Origin of the sequence: Alkalibacillus flavidus (genome assembly GCF_040545925.1) — a bacterium.
Taxonomy (GTDB): Bacteria; Bacillota; Bacilli; order Bacillales; family Alkalibacillaceae; genus Alkalibacillus; species Alkalibacillus flavidus.
In genome coordinates this window covers 63,391-84,074 of sequence record NZ_JBEPMX010000011.1, presented here as the reverse complement: position 1 = coordinate 84,074, position 20,684 = coordinate 63,391, and the positions used below count along the sequence as shown (strand labels likewise).

The following is a 20,684-nucleotide window of genomic DNA, read 5'->3' as shown; positions in this document are numbered from 1 at the left end:
TCACACCTGTTCCCATGCCGAACACAGCAGTTAAGCTCTCTAGCGCCGATGGTAGTTGGGGTTCTTCCCCTGCGAGAGTAGGACGCCGCCGGGCATTGACTAAAGCTAAGAAGCATATTGTCTTCTTAGCTTTTTTTGTTTATGATGGAATAATAACTGTACGTCATGCATAGATCATTAAAATGGATGTTTTGATATAGATAATAGAGAGGGAGTGACGGAAAAGGTGGAATTCTTGCAATATATACAAGACCAGTTCATAGGCGATCATTTTGACACGATGGTTTACCGCGTATTATTAGCAACTGTTTTATGTGGTTTAATTGGGTTTGAACGTGAATTGAAAAATCATCATGCAGGTTTTCGTACACACATATTAGTTGGTGTTGGTGCGTGTGTCATGATGTTATTATCGGTTTACGGTTTCGATTCTTATATTGATAATCATGATACTGTACGATTTGACCCAGCTCGTATTCCTTCATATGTCATTAGTGGAATTGGCTTTTTAGGTGCCGGGACAATCTTGGTACACGGTATGACGATTCGTGGGTTAACAACAGCTGCATCGATTTGGACTGTTGCTGGTTTAGGTCTAGTGATAGGTGCTGGTATGTATGCGCTAGGTATTTTAGCAACAGCGGTTGTTCTATTGAGCTTAATCTTTTTAAATTCCTTTGAAAAACTGTTTTCACGACACAAGGATGCGAACCACCTTCATATATTAGTCGGATATGAGGCATACTTGGGGCATGTTTTTGATTTGTTTGATGAATTTGAATTAGCCATTAAACGAATGGAAATCAAAAATGATGATTTTGAACAACGACATGTTTACATTGAATTAGAAAAACATCAAACTTTTGATCGTCATGACTTGTTGGATCGTGTTAGTAAGTTAGAGGATATTACGTATATTTACAACAAGAATGACATGAACATCAATTAATAAATTCCTTCATTTAAGGTCGTTTGACGTGATATGACATCATGACAAACGGCTTTTTTGTTATGTTGTCATTATCTGTTTCGTTGCAATCAAATGATTTGCAACATCATAAAAAATAAGTATAATGAAAGTATAGTCAAAGATAGTCAAAGTCAAACTTTGATCAATCTTAGATGATGAAGTCATGTGTTTAGGAGGGAACTGCGGTGAGGAATATTTCGGATGTGATTGAAGCTTATTTAAAGCAAGTCATTCAATCGAGTCAGAGTGATGTTGTGGAATTAAAGCGTAGTGAAATTGCTGACCGTTTCGAATGCGTCCCTTCTCAAATTAATTATGTCATTAATACACGTTTCACGTTAGAAAAAGGCTATTTAGTAGAAAGTAAACGGGGTGGTGGCGGTTATATAAGAATTATCCGCTTGCAACCGGAATCTAATGAAGAGTTAATTCAAGAGATGCAATTAGCATCAAATCAACCCTTAACACAACAAGCTGCCTTTGATTTAGTGGAACGATTAAAAGATGAAGATTTGATTACTGATCGTGAAAAACGGTTGATGGAAAAAATGATGCATCGCGATATTTTAGATATACCATTACCACATCGCGATTTTATACGAGCTAAAATGTTTAAAGAGTTGTTAACAACAATTAAAATGCATGGTTGATTGGAGGGGTTATAATGTTATGCCAAAACTGTCAGCAGCATGAAGCCTCTGTGCATTACACCCAAGTCGTGAATGGACAGAAAAAAGAAATGCATTTATGTGAGCAATGCGCTCAAGGTGAAGGTTATATGGACTTTGCAAATGAGAACTTATCGCTTCACCACTTCTTAACGAATATGTTTCCGTTTGATCAAACGATGAATCAATCCCAACAGCAACAGATGTCTGCATCGAAAACCATTCAATGTGATGGTTGTGGTTTGACGTATCATGAATTTCGACATCAAGGTAAATTCGGATGTAGTCAATGTTATGAGGCATTTGCGGATTACTTAGATCCTATTTTTAAACGAGTTCATAGTGGTAACACGGAACACGTCGGTAAAATTCCGAAACGATTAGGTGGCGATTTACACAAACGCCGTGAGATCGATCAATTACAAGATGACTTGCAGCGTAAGATTCATGAGGAAAATTTTGAAGAAGCAGCTAATATTCGTGACCAAATACGTGCACTGAAAGAAGAACTCCATAACGATGATGGGGGTGAGACGTAATGTCATTGCAAGATTTCATCAATGATGCGATTAGTCCTTGGATGAATGATGAAGGTAAAGATTCAGATATCGTGCTAAGTACACGGATTCGTTTAGCTCGAAATCTTGAACAAGTGCCGTTTCCGACCAGCGGTGATCAGCAGTCTCAAGAAAAAGTGCTTCAGCATGTTGAACAAGAATTCAATGATCAATCGTATGATCAGTTTAAAAAATTCCAATTAGTGAAAATGAGTGACGCAGAGCCTGTTGAAAAACGCGTTCTAGTAGAAAAACATTTAATGAGTCCCAATTTAGCTGAAAATAGCCAAACAGGTGCTGTGTTAATTTCAGAGAATGAGCAAGCATCTGTTATGGTGAACGAAGAAGACCACTTGAGACTACAATTATATTATCCGGGATTGCAACTACAAGAAGCGTTAAAGCAAGCGCAAAAGTTAGATGACTGGTTTGAAGAGCGAACGCGTTATGCGTTTGATGAACAAAAAGGCTATCTAACGAGTTGCCCAACAAATGTTGGAACAGGTCTTAGAGCGTCCGTTATGATGCACTTGCCAGCCCTTACGATGACGAATCAAATGAATCGAATGGCGCCAGAGATTAATAAGTTAGGCTTAGTCGTCCGAGGGATTTATGGTGAAGGTAGTGAAGCGCTTGGTTCGTTGTATCAAATTTCGAACCAAATGACACTCGGTAAATCAGAAGAAGACATTATCGAGGAGTTGCAAAGCGTCGTTCAACAAGTGATTGAAAGTGAACGACAATCACGTGAATGGGTGATGCAACAATCGGGTATACAGTTAGAGGATCGTATTTTTCGGTCGTATGGTGTGTTAGCCCACAGTCGTATTATTGAGTCGAAAGAAGCTGCTAAATGCTTATCCGATGTTAGATTAGGCATTGACTTAGGTTTGATTAAACATGTTTCGAAAAACATTTTAAACGAACTCATGGTGTTAACACAGCCAGGCTTTTTACAACATTACGCGAAAAAATCTTTGCAACCATATGAACGCGATTGGTTTAGAGCAAACTTAATTCGTGAAAGATTACAATTAGAGCAATATTAAATAAGGGAGGCAAACGATTATGATGTTTGGACGATTTACAGAGCGAGCACAAAAGGTGTTAGCTTTATCTCAAGAAGAAGCTGTCCGTTTAGGGCATAACAATATCGGAACAGAGCATATTTTGCTCGGTTTAGTAAAAGAAGGCGAAGGTATTGCGGCGAAAGCTTTATCATCGTTAAACGTTACAGCTGATCAAATTCAAGAAGAAGTCGAGCAACTTATTGGGGTTGGTCAAAGCGAACAGCAGACGATTCATTACACACCACGTGCGAAGAAAGTTATTGAATTATCTATGGATGAAGCGCGTAAATTAAATCATTCATATGTAGGCACGGAGCATATTTTACTCGGCCTCATTCGTGAAGGTGAAGGCGTGGCGGCACGCGTTTTCAATAACTTAGGTGTCAGCTTAAATAAAGCACGTCAACAAGTGCTTCAACTCCTCGGAAGTAACGAATCAACGGGCAATAATCGCCAGCAAAAGCAATCGAGTAATGCGAGTACACCAACACTTGATTCATTAGCAAGAGACTTAACAGCTGTCGCACAAGAAAGTAATATTGACCCTGTTATTGGTCGTGCAGAAGAAATTGAGCGTGTCATTCAAGTGTTAAGCCGCCGTCGTAAAAACAACCCAGTCTTAATTGGTGAGCCTGGTGTTGGTAAGACTGCAATTGCAGAAGGTTTAGCGCAACAAATTATAAACAATGAAGTGCCCGAAATTTTACGCGATAAACGCGTGATGACACTGGATATGGGGACAGTTGTTGCAGGAACGAAATACCGCGGTGAATTCGAAGATCGTTTGAAAAAAGTCATGGAAGAAATTCGCCAAGCAAACAACGTCATTCTCTTTATTGATGAGTTACACACCTTAATCGGTGCTGGTGGTGCAGAAGGTGCAATTGATGCTTCTAACATCTTAAAACCAGCGTTAGCGCGTGGTGACTTACAATGTATCGGTGCGACGACATTAGATGAGTATCGTAAATATATCGAAAAAGATGCCGCTTTAGAACGTCGTTTCCAACCAGTTCAAGTCGATGAACCGACACCAGAAGAGTCACAACAAATTCTTGAAGGACTGCGTGATCGTTATGAAGCGCACCACCGTGTGACGATTTCGCCGGAAGCGATTGAAAGTGCTGTTCGTCTATCGGATCGTTACATCACCGACCGTTTCTTACCGGACAAAGCGATTGATTTAATTGATGAGGCAGCGTCTCGTGTCCGTTTACGTAGTTACACAGCACCACCTAACTTAAAAGAGTTAGAACAAAAGCTAGAAGAAGTTCAAAAAGAAAAAGATGCGGCTGTACAAAGTCAAGAATTTGAAAAAGCAGCGTCTTTACGTGATAAAGAACAGAAACTGAAAGATGAACTCGATAAAACGAAAGACGAATGGAAAGAGAAGCAAGGTAAAGAAGACTCTGAAGTCACGCTAGAAGATATTGCACAAGTCGTCTCAACGTGGACGGGAGTGCCTGTTTCACGCCTTGCAAAAGATGATAAAGAACGTCTGTTAAACTTAGAACAAACCTTGCATGATCGTGTCATTGGCCAAGATGAAGCGGTTGATGCGGTTGCGAAAGCCGTTCGCCGAGCTCGCGCAGGACTTAAAGATCCGAAACGTCCGATCGGTTCATTCATCTTCTTAGGTCCAACAGGTGTTGGTAAAACAGAACTAGCACGCGCCTTAGCATCATCAATGTTCGGTGATGAAGACGCGATGATTCGTATCGATATGTCTGAGTACATGGAGAAACACGCGACGTCTCGTTTAGTCGGCTCACCACCAGGGTATGTCGGCTATGAAGAAGGCGGCCAATTAACTGAAAAGGTTCGTACAAAGCCTTATTCCGTTATCTTATTAGACGAAATCGAAAAAGCGCACCCAGAAGTCTTTAACATTTTACTTCAAGTGTTAGAAGATGGCCGTTTAACAGATTCAAAAGGTCGCGTCGTTGATTTCCGTAATACCGTCTTAATTATGACATCAAACGTCGGCGCACAAGAGCTACGTCGTCAAAAATATGTCGGCTTCAGTGTGGATGACCACCAACAAGACCATTCACAAATGAAATCGAAAGTGATGGACGAATTGAAGAAAGCGTTCCGTCCAGAATTCTTAAACCGTATTGATGAAACGATTGTGTTCCATTCATTAGAAGAAGAACATATTCGTGAAATTGTTCAATTAATGGTAAAACAACTTCAAGATCGCTTATCGGATAGTGACATTAACTTCAGCCTTTCTGATGACGCGGTTAAGAAAATTGCCGATGAAGGAATGGATTTAGAGTATGGTGCCCGACCGTTACGTCGTTCCTTACAAAAAAATGTAGAAGACTTCTTATCAGAAGAGCTCCTTCGTGGTACGATTCAAGCAGGGCAACATGTAGACATTGATGTAAATGATGACGGCGAATTTTATATAGAATCGACGAAAGAACTTGAAACAGAAACAAGTGAACAATAGTAAGAAAAACAGCCGGATTCACATTTAATCCGGCTGTTTTTCTGCTTGATTAAAAAATGACTAATTCCGTACATATGAAAGGAAGTCGGTTATGGCTAAATCGAAAGTGATTTTTTTCTGTCAGGAATGCGGCTATGAATCTCCGAAGTGGATGGGGAAATGCCCAGCTTGCCACCAGTGGAATACATTAGTCGAAGAGAAAGTGTCGAAAAGTGCAGACCGCCATCAAGTCGGTGGCGATACGACGAAACAACGTAAGAAACCGCAGTCGATTAAAGAGGTATCATCGAAAGAAGAGTCGCGTTTATCAACGCAAATGGAAGAGTTGAACCGCGTGCTAGGAGGCGGTATCGTCCCAGGGTCACTTGTCTTAATCGGTGGCGATCCTGGTATCGGTAAATCAACGTTATTATTACAATTATCATCACAAGTGGCAAACAATCATATGAATGTGTTGTATATTTCAGGTGAGGAGTCTGAAAAACAAACGAAACTGCGGGCGAATCGATTAGATGTTAAAGAAGATCATTTATATATCATGGCGGAGACGAATTTAGAGTATGTCATCGATGCGATCGATCAAATGAACCCGTCTTTTGTTGTGATTGACTCGATTCAAACGATTTTCAATGAAGCGGTGACATCAGCGCCAGGTTCAGTGTCCCAAGTGCGAGAATGTACGAGTTCACTTATGAAAGTCGCGAAGTCTAAAGGAATTCCGATTTTTATCGTCGGCCACGTGACAAAAGAAGGTGCGATTGCAGGTCCACGATTACTCGAGCACATGGTTGATACCGTGCTTTATTTTGAAGGGGAGCGTCATCATACTTTCCGTATCTTGCGTAGTGTTAAAAACCGTTTTGGTAGTACGCATGAGATGGGTATTTTTGAAATGAAAGAAGAAGGGTTAGTTGAGGTGAGTAACCCATCTGAAATATTTTTAGAAGAACGTTCGCAAGGGGTGGCCGGATCAACAGTTGTTGCGTCACTTGAAGGGACCCGTCCGATGTTAGTTGAAATTCAAGCGTTGATCTCGCCTACACAATTCGGCCAATCAAGGCGTATGGCAACAGGTTTAGATCATAATCGGGTGCCATTATTAATGGCCGTATTAGAAAAACGAGCAGGTTTACTGTTACAAAACCAAGATGCGTACGTCAAAGTCGCAGGTGGCGTTAAGTTAGATGAACCAGCGATAGATTTAGGGGTGTCTGTCAGTGTCGCTTCAAGTTTTCGCGACCAGCCAACACGACCAGATGATGTCTTTATTGGTGAGGTCGGTTTAACAGGTGAAGTGCGTCGTGTTGCAAGAATTGAACAACGCGTACATGAAGCGCATAAGCTTGGGTTTAAGCGGATTATTTTGCCGAGCAATAATTTAGGTAGTTTTACACCTCCAGAAGGCGTTGAATTAATCGGGGTGAATTCGGTTCAAGAAGCGTTAAAAGAAGGATTAGGTGACTAGTGTTACAAACGAGAAATGTTTGTAACACAATTGACATACTTTAAATTCAAGTGGTATAATATTTGCTATTTTGTTTTGACGCTTTTTTTAACCCCGTGCTATAATTAACTATTATAGTACATCTATAAAACTTATGTTCTACCGTATATTTGGAAAGACTAATGAACAGGAGGTGCGAACATGTTAAAGAAAACGATACAATTGTTTATCGTTGTGGCTGGTGGTGCGTTAGGTTATTTATATTTTCCTAAGTTAGCATCATTAGTTGGGTTTGAGGAGCCAGAATGGTTAATTCCTTTTATCGGTCTTGTGTTAGGTGCAATCATATTATTCATATCTACGTTTTGGCTCGTCGATTATGTTGTGAATGGGCTTAAGGTGATTGAAGAAAAGTTGGTGAAAGCACCTGTAGCTGACTTATTGTTTGGAAGCTTAGGCTTGATTGTTGGTTTAGTGTTAGCATTTTTAGTTAATATTTATTTACAAGGTTTAGGTAATCCGCTTTTGTCGGAGATTTTGCCGATCTTTTTAATGGTGATCTTAGGCTATCTCGGGTTTCAAGTTGGTTTTAAACGACGTAATGAGTTCGTCAGCTTATTGACGATGAATCGTAAAGAAACGAAAAGTGCTGAGGCAGAACAAATTGACAAAAACGCCTCTGCTAATATTCGCCCTAAAATATTAGACACGAGTGTCATTATTGATGGGCGAATTGCGGATATTTGTGAGACGCATTTTCTTGAAGGGTCGATCATCATCCCGCATTTCGTATTAGAAGAATTACAGCATATTGCTGATTCGTCCGATGTGTTAAAACGTAATCGTGGTCGACGCGGATTGGATATTTTAAATCGCCTACAAAAAGACGTCCCCGTCGACGTTCAAATTTACGAAGGTGATTTTGAAGATATTCAAGAGGTGGATAGTAAATTAGTTAAGCTGACGAAAGTGATGAACGGGGTTCTCGTGACGAATGATTTCAATTTAAACAAAGTGTCAGAATTCCAAAATGTCACGGTGCTTAACATTAATGATTTAGCGAATGCGGTGAAACCAGTCGTTTTACCAGGCGAAGAGATGAATGTTCATATTATTAAAGCGGGTAAAGAGGACAAACAAGGCGTCGCTTATTTAGACGACGGTACGATGATCGTTGTTGAAGAAGGGAAAAACCAGATTGGCAATAGCCTTGATGTGATCGTAACAAGTGTTTTACAAACGTCAGCAGGTCGGATGATTTTCGCCAAACCAAAAGCGATGGAAAAAGCACAATAGTATACGTGAGGGCTGATTTCATGACATCGTAACGTGATCATTTAAATCAGTCCTTTTCGTGTGTGTAATACGTTTCATTATAATAAAATGGGAATCAGGTCAAATGGAACAGGAGACGCAACATGGAACATTATCAAGTGATTGTCCTAGCCGCTGGACAAGGAAAGCGTATGGGGTTAGGTCGAAATAAACAATTGCTTCATTTAGGCGATCGACCCTTAATTGCTCACACATTAGACGTGTTTGAACGTGACGATTCGTGTCATGCCATATATCTCGTTGTTCAAGCAGATGAGTATGATTTAATGGCGGAAATTGTTGAGCAATATCGGTTCGGTAAAGTGGTTAAAATGGTATATGGAGGCGCGGAAAGGCAGGATAGTGTGCGTTGCGGCGTTGATGCGCTTCAATCAGACATGATGACATTCATTCATGATGGGGCTCGTCCGTTTGTCACAGAAGATGAACTCCACCGATTGTTGGAAGCAACCACGAGTCAAGGGGCTGCCTTTTTAGCGACACCGGTTACCGATACGATTAAACAACAATCTGAAGCGGGCATTCGAACGTTAGACCGCAACCAGTTATACCAAGCTCAAACACCGCAAGCGTTTCGGTATGATTGGTTGAAGCGGGCACATGATTACGCGAAAGAGAATGGTGTCATTGCAACCGATGATGTCGCTTTATTAGAGGACCTTGGTATAGAACCTGTGATTGTTGAAGGGCAGACACAAAACTTCAAATTAACAAATCCTGAAGATATACAAAAAGCTGAAAATATGCTACAAATAAATAGGTCTAACAATCGTGAGGAGGGGCCATCTATGGTTCGAATCGGTCAAGGATTTGACGTGCATCAGTTAGTGGAAGGACGCCCGTGTATTATTGGAGGAGTCGAGATTCCATATGAACGTGGCTTGCTCGGTCATTCTGATGCGGATGTTTTATTACATACGATCGCAGATGCGGCCTTAGGGGCGATTGGTGAAGGCGATATTGGCCGTCATTTTCCAGATGATGACCCGCGATTTGAAGGATATGATTCGAAGCAGTTGTTACGTGATGTTTGGCAAATGGTTGAGTCACGTGGCTTAACGCTTGGCAATGTTGATTGTACGATCATGGCGCAAGCCCCGAAAATGGCGCCTTATGTCGATGAGATGAAGCATGTTATCGCACAATTACTTAATGCCTCAAGCGATCAAGTGAATGTTAAAGCCACAACAACGGAAAAACTAGGCTTTACTGGCCGTAAAGAAGGTATTGCAGCACAAGCAGTCATATTATTACACGAAACGTCATAAATTTTGTACAATGTTAATTAGGAATATGAAAGGGGACTCATACATGACGGAAAAAGTAAGGGTTCGTTATGCGCCTAGCCCAACAGGTCATTTACACATTGGGAACGCACGAACAGCACTATTTAATTATTTATTTGCTCGCAGTACGAATGGTGATTTCATTATTCGTATTGAAGATACAGACCAAAAGCGTAATGTTGAAGGTGGCGACATCGGCCAGTTAACATATTTAAAATGGTTAGGCATCGACTGGGATGAAAGTGTTGATGTCGGTGGCGATTATGGACCTTACCGCCAAATGGACCGCCTGCATATTTACCAAGAGTACGCGGACGAACTGTTAAATCGCGGTTTGGCTTATAAATGCTATATGACAGAAGAAGAGCTAGAGCAAGAACGCGAAGAACAGCGTGCGCAGGGTAAAGTGCCAATGTATTCGGGGGCTCACCGTGACTTATCAACTGAAGAGCGCCAAGCATTTGAAGATGAAGGACGTATTCCGAGCATTCGTTTACGTGTACCAAGTAATGAAACGTATTCATTTAATGATATTGTGAAGAAAAACATAACTTTTGAATCAAGTGACTTCGGTGATTGGGTCATTATGAAAAAGGACGGAACACCGACATACAACTTCGCGTGTGCCGTGGATGATTACTTAATGAAAATCACTCACGTGTTACGTGGTGAAGACCATATCTCAAATACACCAAAACAAATGATGGTGTATCGCGCGTTTGGTTGGGATGTTCCGACATTTGCGCATATGACATTGATTGTAAATGAAGAGCGTAAGAAATTAAGTAAGCGTGACGAGGATATTATCCAGTTTATTGAACAATATGCTGATTTAGGCTATTTACCTGAAGCGTTATTTAACTTTATTGCGCTTCTCGGTTGGTCACCTCAAGGTGAAGATGAATTATTCACACGCGACCAATTAATGGAGATCTTTGACCCTGAACGTTTATCAACATCGCCTGCTGTGTTTGACCCTAGTAAGTTGAAATGGATGAACAACCAGTATATTAAAGATAGTTCATTAGAGCGTGTGATTGAGTTAACACTCCCTCATCTCATCGAAGCTGGTAAAGTGTCGGAAAATATGGATGAAACGGAGCGCGAATGGATCGAGCAATTGATTGAACTTTATCATAACCAATTAAGTTATGGTGCGGAAATTGTTGAACTTACAGAGTTATTCTTCCGTAAAGAAATCAATTATGACGAAGAATGTCAGGCTGTATTAGATCAAGACCACGTGCCGGATATGCTTGCTCATTTCAAATCGGAGCTTGAACAGTTGGATGAATTAACACCGGAAAATGTGAAAGCAGCGACGAAAGCAACGCAAAAAGCGACGGGTCATAAAGGTAAACAATTGTTCATGCCGATCCGTGTTGCAACGACAGGTCAAATGCATGGCCCTGAATTGCCGAATGCGATCAGCTTATTAGGACAAGACACAGTCGTTCATCGTTTAAATCAAGTGTCGTCGTAACAGGTCGTGATAAACTCACATAGTAATAAACCAAAGTGTTGAAGAGGAGAAGTAAAGCGTTTTGTTTATCGACAGAGAAAGCTACACACGCTGAGAGTAGCTGGTAAACGAGCGTTTGAAATGCACCTCTGAGCCTTCATCCGAACGCCAAGTAGGGTGGAGCGGGTTACGCCCGTTACCAGTGTAAAGTTGAGAGGAACCTCCTCTAAACAGAGTGGAACCGCGCAAGGAGCGTCTCTGTCTATATGACGATATAGGCAGAGACGTTTTTTGTTAGAATGAGATATAAACCTCATAAGGAGGGAGACACGTGATCAATTTTTTAAAATTATTGAAAGAAGATGTCGATGTTGTGTTTGATCAAGACCCGGCAGCGCGCAATCGGTTAGAGGTCATTTTAACGTATGCCGGTGTGCACGCTGTGTGGGCACATCGAGTAGCGCACGGTTTTCAAAAACGTAATATGAAATTTATTGCCCGGGTAATATCACAAATGAGTCGCTTCTTCACTGGAATCGAGATTCACCCAGGTGCCAAAATCGGACGTCGCTTTTTCATCGACCACGGTATGGGTGTTGTCGTTGGTGAGACGTGCGAGATTGGGGATAATGTGACGATATTTCAAGGTGTGACCCTAGGGGGAACAGGCAAAGAAGGCGGCAAACGTCACCCGACATTAAAAGACAACGTCCTCGTTGCGACAGGTGCGAAAGTGTTGGGTTCAATTACAATCGAAGAGCACTCTAAAATTGGAGCGGGATCAGTCGTCTTGAAAGATGTGCCGAAGTATTCGACGGTTGTCGGTATCCCTGGAAATATCGTCGTTAAAAATGGCGTGAAAGTGAAGAAAAATTTAGATCATCATAAATTACCAGACCCTGTTGCTGATAAATGCGATTATTTAGACCAGAAAATTGCCGAATTACAAGCTGAAGTGAAAGCATTGAAAGGAGAGAATGAGCGTGACGATTAAAATGTACAATTCGATGACCCGCCAAAAAGAAGCGTTCAAGCCAATTGAAGAAGGTAAGATTAGCATGTATGTGTGCGGTCCAACCGTATATAATTATATTCATGTCGGTAATGCGCGACCGGCAATTGTATTTGATACGATTCGTCGTTATTTTGAATATAGAGGGTATGATGTAGAATATGTCTTAAATTTCACCGACGTTGACGACAAATTAATTAAAGCATCTAAAGAATTAGGCGAAGACGTCCCGGCGATTGCTGAACGGTTTATTGAAGCGTATAAAGAAGATGTTGGTGCGTTGAACGTTCAAGAAGCCGTACATCACCCGCGCGTTACAGATACGATGGATGAAATTATTGATTTTATTCAAGGATTAATCGATAAAGGATACGCTTATGAAGCGGATGGCGATGTCTACTTTAGAACGCGTTCATTTGATGACTACGGTAAGCTGTCCCACCAATCGGTTGATGAGTTGCAATCAGGTGCACGTATTCAAGTCGGTGATAAAAAAGAAGACCCGCTTGATTTTGCGCTTTGGAAAGATGCGAAAGATGGCGAAATTGCTTGGTCGAGCCCTTGGGGGAGCGGACGTCCTGGCTGGCATATTGAATGCTCGGCTATGGCGAAGAAGCATTTAGGTGATACGATTGACATTCACGCTGGTGGCCAAGACTTGTCGTTTCCACACCACGAAAATGAAATTGCTCAATCGGAATGCTTTAATGACCAAACCTTTGCGAATTATTGGTTGCACAACGGGTATATTCAGATCGATAACGAGAAAATGTCGAAATCTCTCGGTAACTTTATACTCGTGCACGACCTCGTTCGCGAGCACGATCCGAATGTCGTTCGCTTTTTCATGTTAAGTGTTCATTATCGTAACCCGATTAACTTCAATGACGAACTACTCGCGAGTGCGAAACGTAGCTTCGGTCGTCTGAAATCAGCATACGATAATTTAATGCACCGTAAACAAGCGAGCATGAATTTAGCTGATAATGATCAGGCGTGGACAGAACAAGTCGACCGCCATGTGAATACATTCGTGCAAGAAATGGATGATGATTTTAACACAGCGAATGCGATTAGCGTGTTGTTCGAATTAGCGAAAGATGCGAACATTTATTTAGAGCAAGGCCAAACGTCGACCGAGGTGATTGACCGGTTTATCCAAGCGTTCGATGAAATTAGCGGTGTGCTAGGTTTCTCATTAGCAACCGAGGAATTGCTAGATGCTGACATTGAATCGTTAATCGAAGAACGTAAACAAGCGCGTCAAGATCGCAACTTCGCCCGCGCCGATGAGATTCGTGATCAATTAGCCGATCAAGGGATTATTTTAGAAGATACACCGCAAGGAACGAGATGGAAGCGACAATGAACCCGAAAACGATGAAAAGTTTGACGCTAGCTTATATGGGTGATGCCGTTTATGAAAAATATGTTCGCGAACATTTAATTCGACGCGGTGAAGTGAAACCGAACCAATTGCATCAATCGGCAGTGTCCTTTGTTTCGGCGAAGGCGCAAGCTGTCGTGATGCTGCATTGGTTAGAGATGGATTATTTATCTGAACAAGAACAAGCTGTCGTAAGGCGAGGGCGTAATGCCAAATCAAGTGTTCCGAAAAACACAGATCCCCAAACCTATCGTTATAGCACAGCTTTTGAAGCATTGTTGGGCTATTTATATTTAAATGACGAAACAACGCGATTAACCGAATTAATTCACGACGCTATTGCGATTTTAGACGAAAGGAGTGAATGATGATGAGTGAGGAATGGATTACGGGGAAAAACCCGGTGCTTGAAACATTGAAATCCGGGCGGTCAGTCAATAAGGTGCTCGTGCTAGAATCAATGAAACAACAAGTTCAACAACAAATTATTCAAGCAGCAAAGCAACAACAAGTGAACGTGCAAAAAGTCCCGAAACAAAAATTAGATGCGATTGGTGATCACCATCAAGGTGTCGCAGCATCAGTCGCTGCCTATGATTATGCGAGTTTGGACGATTTATTTGCTGTAGCTGAATCAAGACAAGAAGCGCCGTTCTTTATTTTATTAGATCAATTAGAAGATCCGCATAATTTAGGGTCGATTATGCGAACGGCTGATGCAGTCGGCGCTCATGGTATCGTCATTCCTAAAAGACGATCTGTACAACTGACTCAAACAGTAGCTAAGTCATCTACTGGTGCAATCGAGCACATACCCGTTGCGCGTGTGACCAATATGAACCAAGCAATCGAGGAGTTAAAAGATCGCCAAGTATGGGTTGTTGGAACAGATGCGAGCGCGACAGAAGACTACCGGCAATCATCATACGATATGCCAATTGCATTAGTCGTCGGCAGTGAAGGACAAGGGATGAGCCGACTCGTTGCAAAAAATTGCGATTGGTTCGTGAAATTGCCGATGAAAGGGCATGTCACATCACTTAATGCCTCTGTGTCTGCGAGTATTTTAATGTATGAGGTTTTGCGTAAGCGTGAACAGGTAGGGGATTAACCCATGATTGTATTAGTAGTAGACGGCTATAATATCATTGGTGATTGGAAAGAGCTCAAGCAATTAAGTGAGCATGATTTTGAAGCTTCGCGCACACGTTTAATTGAACTACTTGCTGATTACCAAGCGTATACAGGTCACCGCGTGATTGTCGTGTTTGATGCTTATTCCGTACGTGGAATTGAACGACATTATACATCACGCCAAGTCGAGATCATTTTCACGCGCGAAAAAGAAACAGCCGACGATAAAATTGAAAAGCTCGTCAAAGATTTAATTAATGTCAAAACGAAAGTGTACGTGGCAACATCAGATTATGCCGAGCAATGGACCATTTTTTCAAGAGGAGCGTTACGCAAATCAGCACGAGAACTTGAGATTGAAATTAACGCCATCGATCGAGATATTAAAAAAGACATGGCGCAACAAGCAGACGTCAAACCTAAAGCCAAAATTCCGTTAAGTGATGATGTGTTGAATCTCTTCGAAAAATGGCGAAGAGGGAAAAAATAACAAGATTTAGTTGACTGAAAATTCACAACTCCTGTATAATAACCGTATATTTACAAAGTGAGCAATCGATTGACAGTCGTCCGCAAAGGTCTGGTTCGATACGGGAGGAATCTAAGTGACTAGCAAACAAGAGACAAAGAACCACCTGACATACGAACAGCTAAATGACGAAGATGTGTTAAATTATGTTCAACAAGGTGAGGTTCAAGCGTTAGAATATTTGATCCGGAAGTATCGCAGTTTTGTTCGCGCGAAAGCAAGGACGTATTTTTTAATTGGTGCTGATCGCGAAGACATCGTTCAGGAAGGAATGATTGGGTTGTACAAAGCAATCCGTGATTTCCAAGATAATAAACAATCATCTTTTAAAATGTTTGCTGAATTATGTGTGACAAGACAAATTATTACAGCGATTAAAACAGCAACACGTCAAAAGCATGTCCCGCTCAACTCTTATGTGTCTTTGGACAAGCCAGTTTATGAGGAGGATTCTGACCGTACGCTCATCGATATGATCGCTGAAGACGAACAATCAGATCCAGAGCGACTGTTAATTAACCGCGAAAAGTTCGCTGATATGGAAGGTAAAATGCAAGACTTGTTAAGTGAATTCGAACAAGATGTACTAGAACTTTACTTAGACGGGCGAACGTATCAAGAAATATCGGATCAACTCGGCCGACATGTTAAATCGATAGATAACGCTTTGCAACGAATTAAACGGAAGCTTGAACGTCATCTGTCGATCCAAGAGTTCACGTTTTCATAATCTGACCTTCATTTGACAATGGTATAAGAGCGTGGTAGATTAGTGAAAGTGATAAAATACGCGATTAAAAGAGGTAAGGTTATGCGCAAAAAAGTCGCATTAGCTTGTACACATTGTCATAGTCGAAATTATACAACAGAGAAAAAGCAACAAGCCTCTGAACGAATAGAGATAAAGAAATACTGTAAACGTTGCGAACAACATACACTTCATCGTGAAACGAAGTAAGTTGGTAATGGTGTTAGGAGGGGAAAACGTGATTAGCTTTTTGAAAGATGTCAGCCGTGAGATGCGTAAAGTGAGTTGGCCGACAGGAAATGAACTAACGCGATATACAGTTATTGTGCTTGTGACCGTCATATTTGCGGCCGTTTATTTTACGGTAGTAGACCTTGGTATTACACAAGTTTTAGAGCTAATTCAATAGTTTAATGATTGAAACGACTTAAAATGTGATATAATGTTATCAAATGAAAACCCGCTCGGTCGGGTTTTTTATATTGTCGAAAAATCGGACAATGAAGAGGAGGGAAGGCGTAAGCCAGATATATGGAAAAGAATTGGTATGTTGTCCACACGTATTCAGGTTATGAAAATAAAGTACGTTTAAACCTTGAAAAACGTATCGAATCAATGGGCATGGAAGATAAAATTTTTCGCGTCATTGTGCCTGAAGAAGAAGAGACAGAAGTGAAAAACGGTAAAAAGAAAACAGCGATGAAAAAAGTATTCCCGGGGTATGTATTAACAGAAATGATTATGACAGATGATTCATGGTTTGTTGTACGTAACACGCCTGGTGTGACTGGATTTGTCGGTTCTTCAGGAGCTGGACAAAAGCCAACGCCAGTGTTGCCGGAAGAAGCTGAGCGTATCTTGAAACGGATGGGTGTCCAAGATGCTCAACAAGAAATAGACTTTGAATTGAAAGAAACGGTCCGCGTCATGGATGGTCCGTTCGCAAACTTCGAAGGAACGATTGAAAATATTGATATGGACAAACAGAAGGTAAAAGTTCACGTCAATATGTTTGGTCGTGAAACGCCAGTTGAACTAGACTTTACGCAAATAGAAAAATTATAATCAAATGGTTGCATTTTTCGTGGAAAGATGCTAGAATTTTTATGTTTCGTACGGCTTGAAAAAGTCGTCGTAAAAAATGAGTGGGAGGGACATCGATTCCCGCAACCACATCACGGACTTTAAGGAGGTGTGTCTCGTGGCTAAAAAAGTAGTAGACGTTGTGAAATTGCAAATTCCTGCAGGTAAAGCAAACCCAGCGCCGCCAGTAGGTCCTGCATTAGGTCAAGCTGGTATCAATATTATGGGGTTCTGTAAGGAATTCAACGCGCAAACAGAAGATCAAGCTGGTATGATTATTCCGGTTGAAATCTCGGTTTATGAAGACCGTTCATTTACATTTGTAACCAAAACGCCACCTGCTGCGGTGCTTCTTAAGAAAGCAGCTGGTATCGAGTCAGGTTCTGGTGAGCCAAACCGTAACAAAGTCGCTTCAGTAACAAGCGATCAAGTACGCGAAATTGCTGAAACGAAAATGCCTGACTTAAATGCTGCTGACGTAGATGCGGCAGTACGCATGGTAGAAGGTACTGCACGCAGCATGGGTATCACAATCGAAGGTTAATGCTTCGAAACGATAACGTTTGTAAGGTTGCGAATTTGTTTCGCAACCTTTATTACGGCGTTTGATTAAGGAACAGTGATGTGTACAAGCCAATGCACATAACACTGTTTTCGCCTAAAGGCTCGCGTTAAGCGAGTTGACTTTAGTGGGAGGTACAACCGTTAAAACCACATTGAGGAGGAAGTTAAAATGGCTAAAAGAGGTAAGAAGTTCCAAGAAGCGTTAAAGCTTGTTGACCGTACTAAAGCTTATGGCGTTAACGAAGCAATGGATCTTGTGAAAAAGACGTCAATTGCTAATTTCGATGAAACCGTTGAAGCAGCTTTCCGTTTAGGGGTAGATCCTAAAAAAGCTGACCAACAAATTCGCGGTGCGATGGTTTTACCACACGGTACTGGTAAAACACAGCGTGTCCTAGTTATCGCAAAAGGTGACAAAGCGAAAGAAGCTGAAGCAGCAGGTGCTGACTATGTCGGCGACCAAGAGTATATTGATCAAATCAATAACGGTTGGTTCGAATTCGACGTAGTTGTTGCAACACCTGACATGATGGCTGAAGTTGGTAAGCTAGGCCGTGTATTAGGACCTAAAGGCTTAATGCCAAACCCTAAAACAGGTACAGTAACGTTTGAAATCGAAAAAGCTGTTCAAGAAATCAAAGCTGGTAAAGTTGAATACCGCGTTGATAAAGCAGGTAACGTTCATGTACCAATTGGTAAAGTTTCATTCGATGAGCAAAAGCTAATCGACAACTTTGAAGCAATCACGGAAACGTTAGTGAAAGCAAAACCGCAAACTTCTAAAGGAACTTATATGCGTAATGCTTCTGTTTCATCAACAATGGGTCCTGGCATCCGCGTTGATATTTCAAGCTACGCTAAAAAATAATTGACTTTAGATTGCATTTTGTTTTATAATATAACCCGTTGTAAAATTAAATGATAGTTATACCGTAGACAGCAGGGGCGATGCGTCGCTTAATAGTCCTGCCGAGGTGTGTGATGAGATATAGTGTGCAGTATTTTATTGTACAACGACATTCTTTCATGCCTCCATGTCTACATGGGGGCATTTTTAAATGTAACGAACACCACACGGTATGATGATAAACTGACTAGGGGGTGGAACGATGAGCAAAGGTCAAGTACTTGAGCACAAAAAGCAACAGGTTGAGATGATCGCTGAAGGTTTCCAAAACAGTAAGACATCTGTTCTTGTTGACTATCGTGGCCTAAACGTAGATGAAGTAAGTGAGCTTCGTCAACAACTTCGCGATGCAGGTGTTGATTTCCGTGTTTACAAAAACACAATGACACGCCGTGCAGTTGAGCAAGTTGGTTATGAAGAATTGAATGATGTACTAGTTGGACCAACAGCAATCGCTTTCTGTGAAGAAGATGCTGTGGCACCAGCAAAAGTTATCGGCCAGTTCGCTAAAGATCACAAAGAACTAGAAATTAAAGGTGGCGTCATCGAAGGACAAGTGGCAAGTGTAGAACAACTACAAGAACTTGCTGAACTACCATCTCACGACGGACTTGTTTCTATGCTTCTTAGCGTGCTACAAGCACCAATGCGTAACTTCGCTTATGCAACACAACAAGTTGCAGATCAGAAGAATGAAGAAGAAGGCGCTTAATCCAGTCGCCTAAAACGGATAAAACCACAAATCACAAGGAGGAACTTATTATGACTAAAGAGCAAATCGTAGAAGCGATTAAAGAAATGTCAGTGTTAGATCTTAACGAATTAGTTAAAGCAATTGAAGAGGAGTTTGGTGTATCAGCAGCAGCACCAGTTGCAGCAGCAGGCGCGGCAGCAGGTGGCGCTGAAGAAGCTGAAGAGCAAACTGAGTTCGAAGTTGTTCTTGCAGACGCTGGCGACTCTAAGATCAAAGTTGTTAAAGCAGTTCGCGAAATCACTGGCTTAGGTCTTAAAGAAGCTAAAGAGCTAGTTGACAATGCACCTGGCACAATCAAAGAAGGCGTTGCGAAAGAAGACGCAGAGCAAATGAAAGAACAGATCGAAGAAACTGGCGCAACAATCGAATTAAAATAATAGTCATTAAGTTAAATAAGCTCGCTGACCAATTATCAGCGAGCTTATGTTTATTTAAATTATGGCATCGAGTTAAAACAACAGCTTTCGCTATGTAATGATGGCGAAAGCTATGTTTTTCTAATTGATAAAAATAAAACTAACTACCTGCAGTAGCAACGAATGGTGACTAAGAAGGTGACAATGTGAGTGAACATTACTTTTCGAACAGCCCCCAAAGTCAAAGCCGCCCTTTTCATTTTCAAACGACAATTAATCAAGTAGACTTAACGTTCCATACAGATGATGGTGTTTTTTCAAAGAAACAAATTGATTATGGGACGCGTGTGTTGTTGGGGCAGTTTGTTATGCCTAGCGTAAGTGGTGATGTATTGGATGTCGGGTGTGGTTATGGGCCGATTGGCATTGCAGTTGCTAAACAATTTCCAGAACACCATATTGATATGGTCGATGTGAATGAGCGTGCTGTTCAGTTAGCGAAGCATAATGCAAGCGAGAATCAAGTGAGTCAAACGGATGTTTTCGTTAATGATCGGTTGGATAATCTCTCTAACAATCATTACGCGGCAGTCATAACGAACCCGCCGTTTCGAGCAGGGAAATCGGTAGTACTATCTATTATAGAAAATAGTTATAAATGTTTGAAGCGACAAGGTGAGTTATGGTTAGTTGTCCAAAAGAAACAAGGGGCGCCATCGTTGAAAACGAAAATGGAAGAAGTGTTCCGTCATGTAGAGGTTGTGAAACGGGATAAAGGTTATTACGTTTTGAAATCAATTAAAATTGACTAGCGGTAACCGATATGATAACATTAGAAAATGCCACTAAATACGTTTCTTTGTCAAGTTATTTTTAAAAATTTAACAATAATGATGATGAAGTTAAATGATATAGGCTGAAATTGCGTTCTATTTTAGACGTATAAAACGCTTGAATTAA

At 41.2% G+C, this 20,684-nt stretch carries 23 protein-coding genes, 1 rRNA gene, 1 pseudogene and 2 other annotated features; all 25 genes and pseudogenes read left to right on the top strand.

Annotated features, from left to right (window positions below):
* Positions 1 to 94, top strand: a 5S ribosomal RNA gene (gene rrf, locus ABID56_RS10795); the annotation flags it as partial.
* Positions 95 to 280: 186 nt separating this feature from the next.
* On the top strand, positions 281 to 949 hold the full coding sequence (locus tag ABID56_RS10790) for an MgtC/SapB family protein (protein WP_377946402.1): 669 nt from the start codon (positions 281 to 283) through the stop codon (positions 947 to 949).
* Between the two features lie 206 nt (positions 950 to 1,155).
* Positions 1,156 to 1,620 (top strand): CtsR family transcriptional regulator, encoded by a 465-nt coding sequence (locus tag ABID56_RS10785; protein WP_354221055.1) that lies wholly within the window; start codon positions 1,156 to 1,158, stop codon positions 1,618 to 1,620.
* Positions 1,621 to 1,634: 14 nt separating this feature from the next.
* Positions 1,635 to 2,177: a protein-arginine kinase activator protein McsA gene (mcsA, locus tag ABID56_RS10780; RefSeq protein ID WP_354221053.1), complete on the top strand. Its 543-nt coding sequence runs from the start codon at positions 1,635 to 1,637 to the stop codon at positions 2,175 to 2,177.
* Positions 2,177 to 3,244, top strand: a complete 1,068-nt coding sequence (mcsB, locus tag ABID56_RS10775) for a protein-arginine kinase McsB (RefSeq protein ID WP_354221051.1) — start codon at positions 2,177 to 2,179, stop codon at positions 3,242 to 3,244. Before mcsA ends, mcsB begins: the two co-directional genes overlap by 1 nt.
* Before the next feature lie 19 nt (positions 3,245 to 3,263).
* Positions 3,264 to 5,723, top strand: a complete 2,460-nt coding sequence (gene clpC, locus ABID56_RS10770) for an ATP-dependent protease ATP-binding subunit ClpC (protein WP_354221049.1) — start codon at positions 3,264 to 3,266, stop codon at positions 5,721 to 5,723.
* A gap of 91 nt (positions 5,724 to 5,814) precedes the next feature.
* Positions 5,815 to 7,188, top strand: coding sequence for a DNA repair protein RadA (gene radA, locus ABID56_RS10765; RefSeq protein ID WP_354221047.1), 1,374 nt, complete (start codon positions 5,815 to 5,817; stop codon positions 7,186 to 7,188).
* 180 nt (positions 7,189 to 7,368) lie between these two features.
* Positions 7,369 to 8,463, top strand: coding sequence for a PIN/TRAM domain-containing protein (locus ABID56_RS10760; RefSeq protein WP_354221045.1), 1,095 nt, complete (start codon positions 7,369 to 7,371; stop codon positions 8,461 to 8,463).
* 122 nt (positions 8,464 to 8,585) lie between these two features.
* Positions 8,586 to 9,242, top strand: a pseudogene (gene ispD, locus ABID56_RS10755) (2-C-methyl-D-erythritol 4-phosphate cytidylyltransferase); the annotation flags it as partial.
* A gap of 48 nt (positions 9,243 to 9,290) precedes the next feature.
* Positions 9,291 to 9,770, top strand: a complete 480-nt coding sequence (gene ispF, locus ABID56_RS10750; RefSeq protein ID WP_354221063.1) for a 2-C-methyl-D-erythritol 2,4-cyclodiphosphate synthase — start codon at positions 9,291 to 9,293, stop codon at positions 9,768 to 9,770.
* Between the two features lie 43 nt (positions 9,771 to 9,813).
* The gene (gene gltX / locus ABID56_RS10745; protein WP_354221043.1) at positions 9,814 to 11,271 is read left to right on the top strand and encodes a glutamate--tRNA ligase; all 1,458 of its coding nucleotides are present in this window, start codon (positions 9,814 to 9,816) and stop codon (positions 11,269 to 11,271) included.
* Between the two features lie 29 nt (positions 11,272 to 11,300).
* Positions 11,301 to 11,513 (top strand) — a binding site (T-box leader).
* A 71-nt stretch (positions 11,514 to 11,584) separates the two neighbouring features.
* Complete coding sequence (gene cysE / locus ABID56_RS10740; protein ID WP_354221061.1) at positions 11,585 to 12,244, top strand: serine O-acetyltransferase; 660 nt, start codon at positions 11,585 to 11,587, stop codon at positions 12,242 to 12,244.
* Positions 12,234 to 13,631 (top strand): cysteine--tRNA ligase, encoded by a 1,398-nt coding sequence (gene cysS / locus ABID56_RS10735; RefSeq protein ID WP_354221041.1) that lies wholly within the window; start codon positions 12,234 to 12,236, stop codon positions 13,629 to 13,631. Before cysE ends, cysS begins: the two co-directional genes overlap by 11 nt.
* The gene (locus ABID56_RS10730; RefSeq protein ID WP_354221039.1) at positions 13,628 to 14,017 is read left to right on the top strand and encodes a Mini-ribonuclease 3; all 390 of its coding nucleotides are present in this window, start codon (positions 13,628 to 13,630) and stop codon (positions 14,015 to 14,017) included. Before cysS ends, ABID56_RS10730 begins: the two co-directional genes overlap by 4 nt.
* A 2-nt stretch (positions 14,018 to 14,019) precedes the next feature.
* Positions 14,020 to 14,760, top strand: a complete 741-nt coding sequence (gene rlmB / locus ABID56_RS10725) for a 23S rRNA (guanosine(2251)-2'-O)-methyltransferase RlmB (protein WP_354221037.1) — start codon at positions 14,020 to 14,022, stop codon at positions 14,758 to 14,760.
* A gap of 3 nt (positions 14,761 to 14,763) precedes the next feature.
* On the top strand, positions 14,764 to 15,273 hold the full coding sequence (locus ABID56_RS10720; protein WP_354221035.1) for an NYN domain-containing protein: 510 nt from the start codon (positions 14,764 to 14,766) through the stop codon (positions 15,271 to 15,273).
* A 115-nt stretch (positions 15,274 to 15,388) separates the two neighbouring features.
* Entirely contained in the window at positions 15,389 to 16,042 is a 654-nt protein-coding gene (sigH, locus tag ABID56_RS10715) for an RNA polymerase sporulation sigma factor SigH (protein ID WP_354221033.1), read from the top strand.
* 81 nt (positions 16,043 to 16,123) lie between these two features.
* Positions 16,124 to 16,270, top strand: a complete 147-nt coding sequence (rpmG, locus tag ABID56_RS10710) for a 50S ribosomal protein L33 (RefSeq protein WP_354221031.1) — start codon at positions 16,124 to 16,126, stop codon at positions 16,268 to 16,270.
* A gap of 28 nt (positions 16,271 to 16,298) precedes the next feature.
* Positions 16,299 to 16,469, top strand: a complete 171-nt coding sequence (gene secE / locus ABID56_RS10705; protein ID WP_354221029.1) for a preprotein translocase subunit SecE — start codon at positions 16,299 to 16,301, stop codon at positions 16,467 to 16,469.
* A 122-nt stretch (positions 16,470 to 16,591) separates the two neighbouring features.
* A complete protein-coding gene (gene nusG, locus ABID56_RS10700) occupies positions 16,592 to 17,125 on the top strand; it encodes a transcription termination/antitermination protein NusG (RefSeq protein ID WP_354221027.1) in 534 nt (177 codons plus the stop codon).
* Positions 17,126 to 17,261: 136 nt separating this feature from the next.
* Positions 17,262 to 17,687 carry a 50S ribosomal protein L11 gene (gene rplK / locus ABID56_RS10695; protein WP_354221025.1) on the top strand — a complete coding sequence of 142 codons (426 nt, stop codon included), beginning with the start codon at positions 17,262 to 17,264 and terminating at the stop codon, positions 17,685 to 17,687.
* Between the two features lie 189 nt (positions 17,688 to 17,876).
* The gene (gene rplA / locus ABID56_RS10690) at positions 17,877 to 18,575 is read left to right on the top strand and encodes a 50S ribosomal protein L1 (protein ID WP_354221023.1); all 699 of its coding nucleotides are present in this window, start codon (positions 17,877 to 17,879) and stop codon (positions 18,573 to 18,575) included.
* Between the two features lie 44 nt (positions 18,576 to 18,619).
* Positions 18,620 to 18,773: a sequence feature (ribosomal protein L10 leader region), on the top strand.
* Between the two features lie 43 nt (positions 18,774 to 18,816).
* Positions 18,817 to 19,326 (top strand): 50S ribosomal protein L10, encoded by a 510-nt coding sequence (gene rplJ / locus ABID56_RS10685; RefSeq protein ID WP_354221021.1) that lies wholly within the window; start codon positions 18,817 to 18,819, stop codon positions 19,324 to 19,326.
* A gap of 50 nt (positions 19,327 to 19,376) precedes the next feature.
* Positions 19,377 to 19,745, top strand: coding sequence for a 50S ribosomal protein L7/L12 (gene rplL, locus ABID56_RS10680; protein WP_354221019.1), 369 nt, complete (start codon positions 19,377 to 19,379; stop codon positions 19,743 to 19,745).
* 185 nt (positions 19,746 to 19,930) lie between these two features.
* Complete coding sequence (locus ABID56_RS10675) at positions 19,931 to 20,536, top strand: class I SAM-dependent methyltransferase (protein WP_354221017.1); 606 nt, start codon at positions 19,931 to 19,933, stop codon at positions 20,534 to 20,536.
* The last annotated feature ends 148 nt before the right edge of the window (positions 20,537 to 20,684 follow it).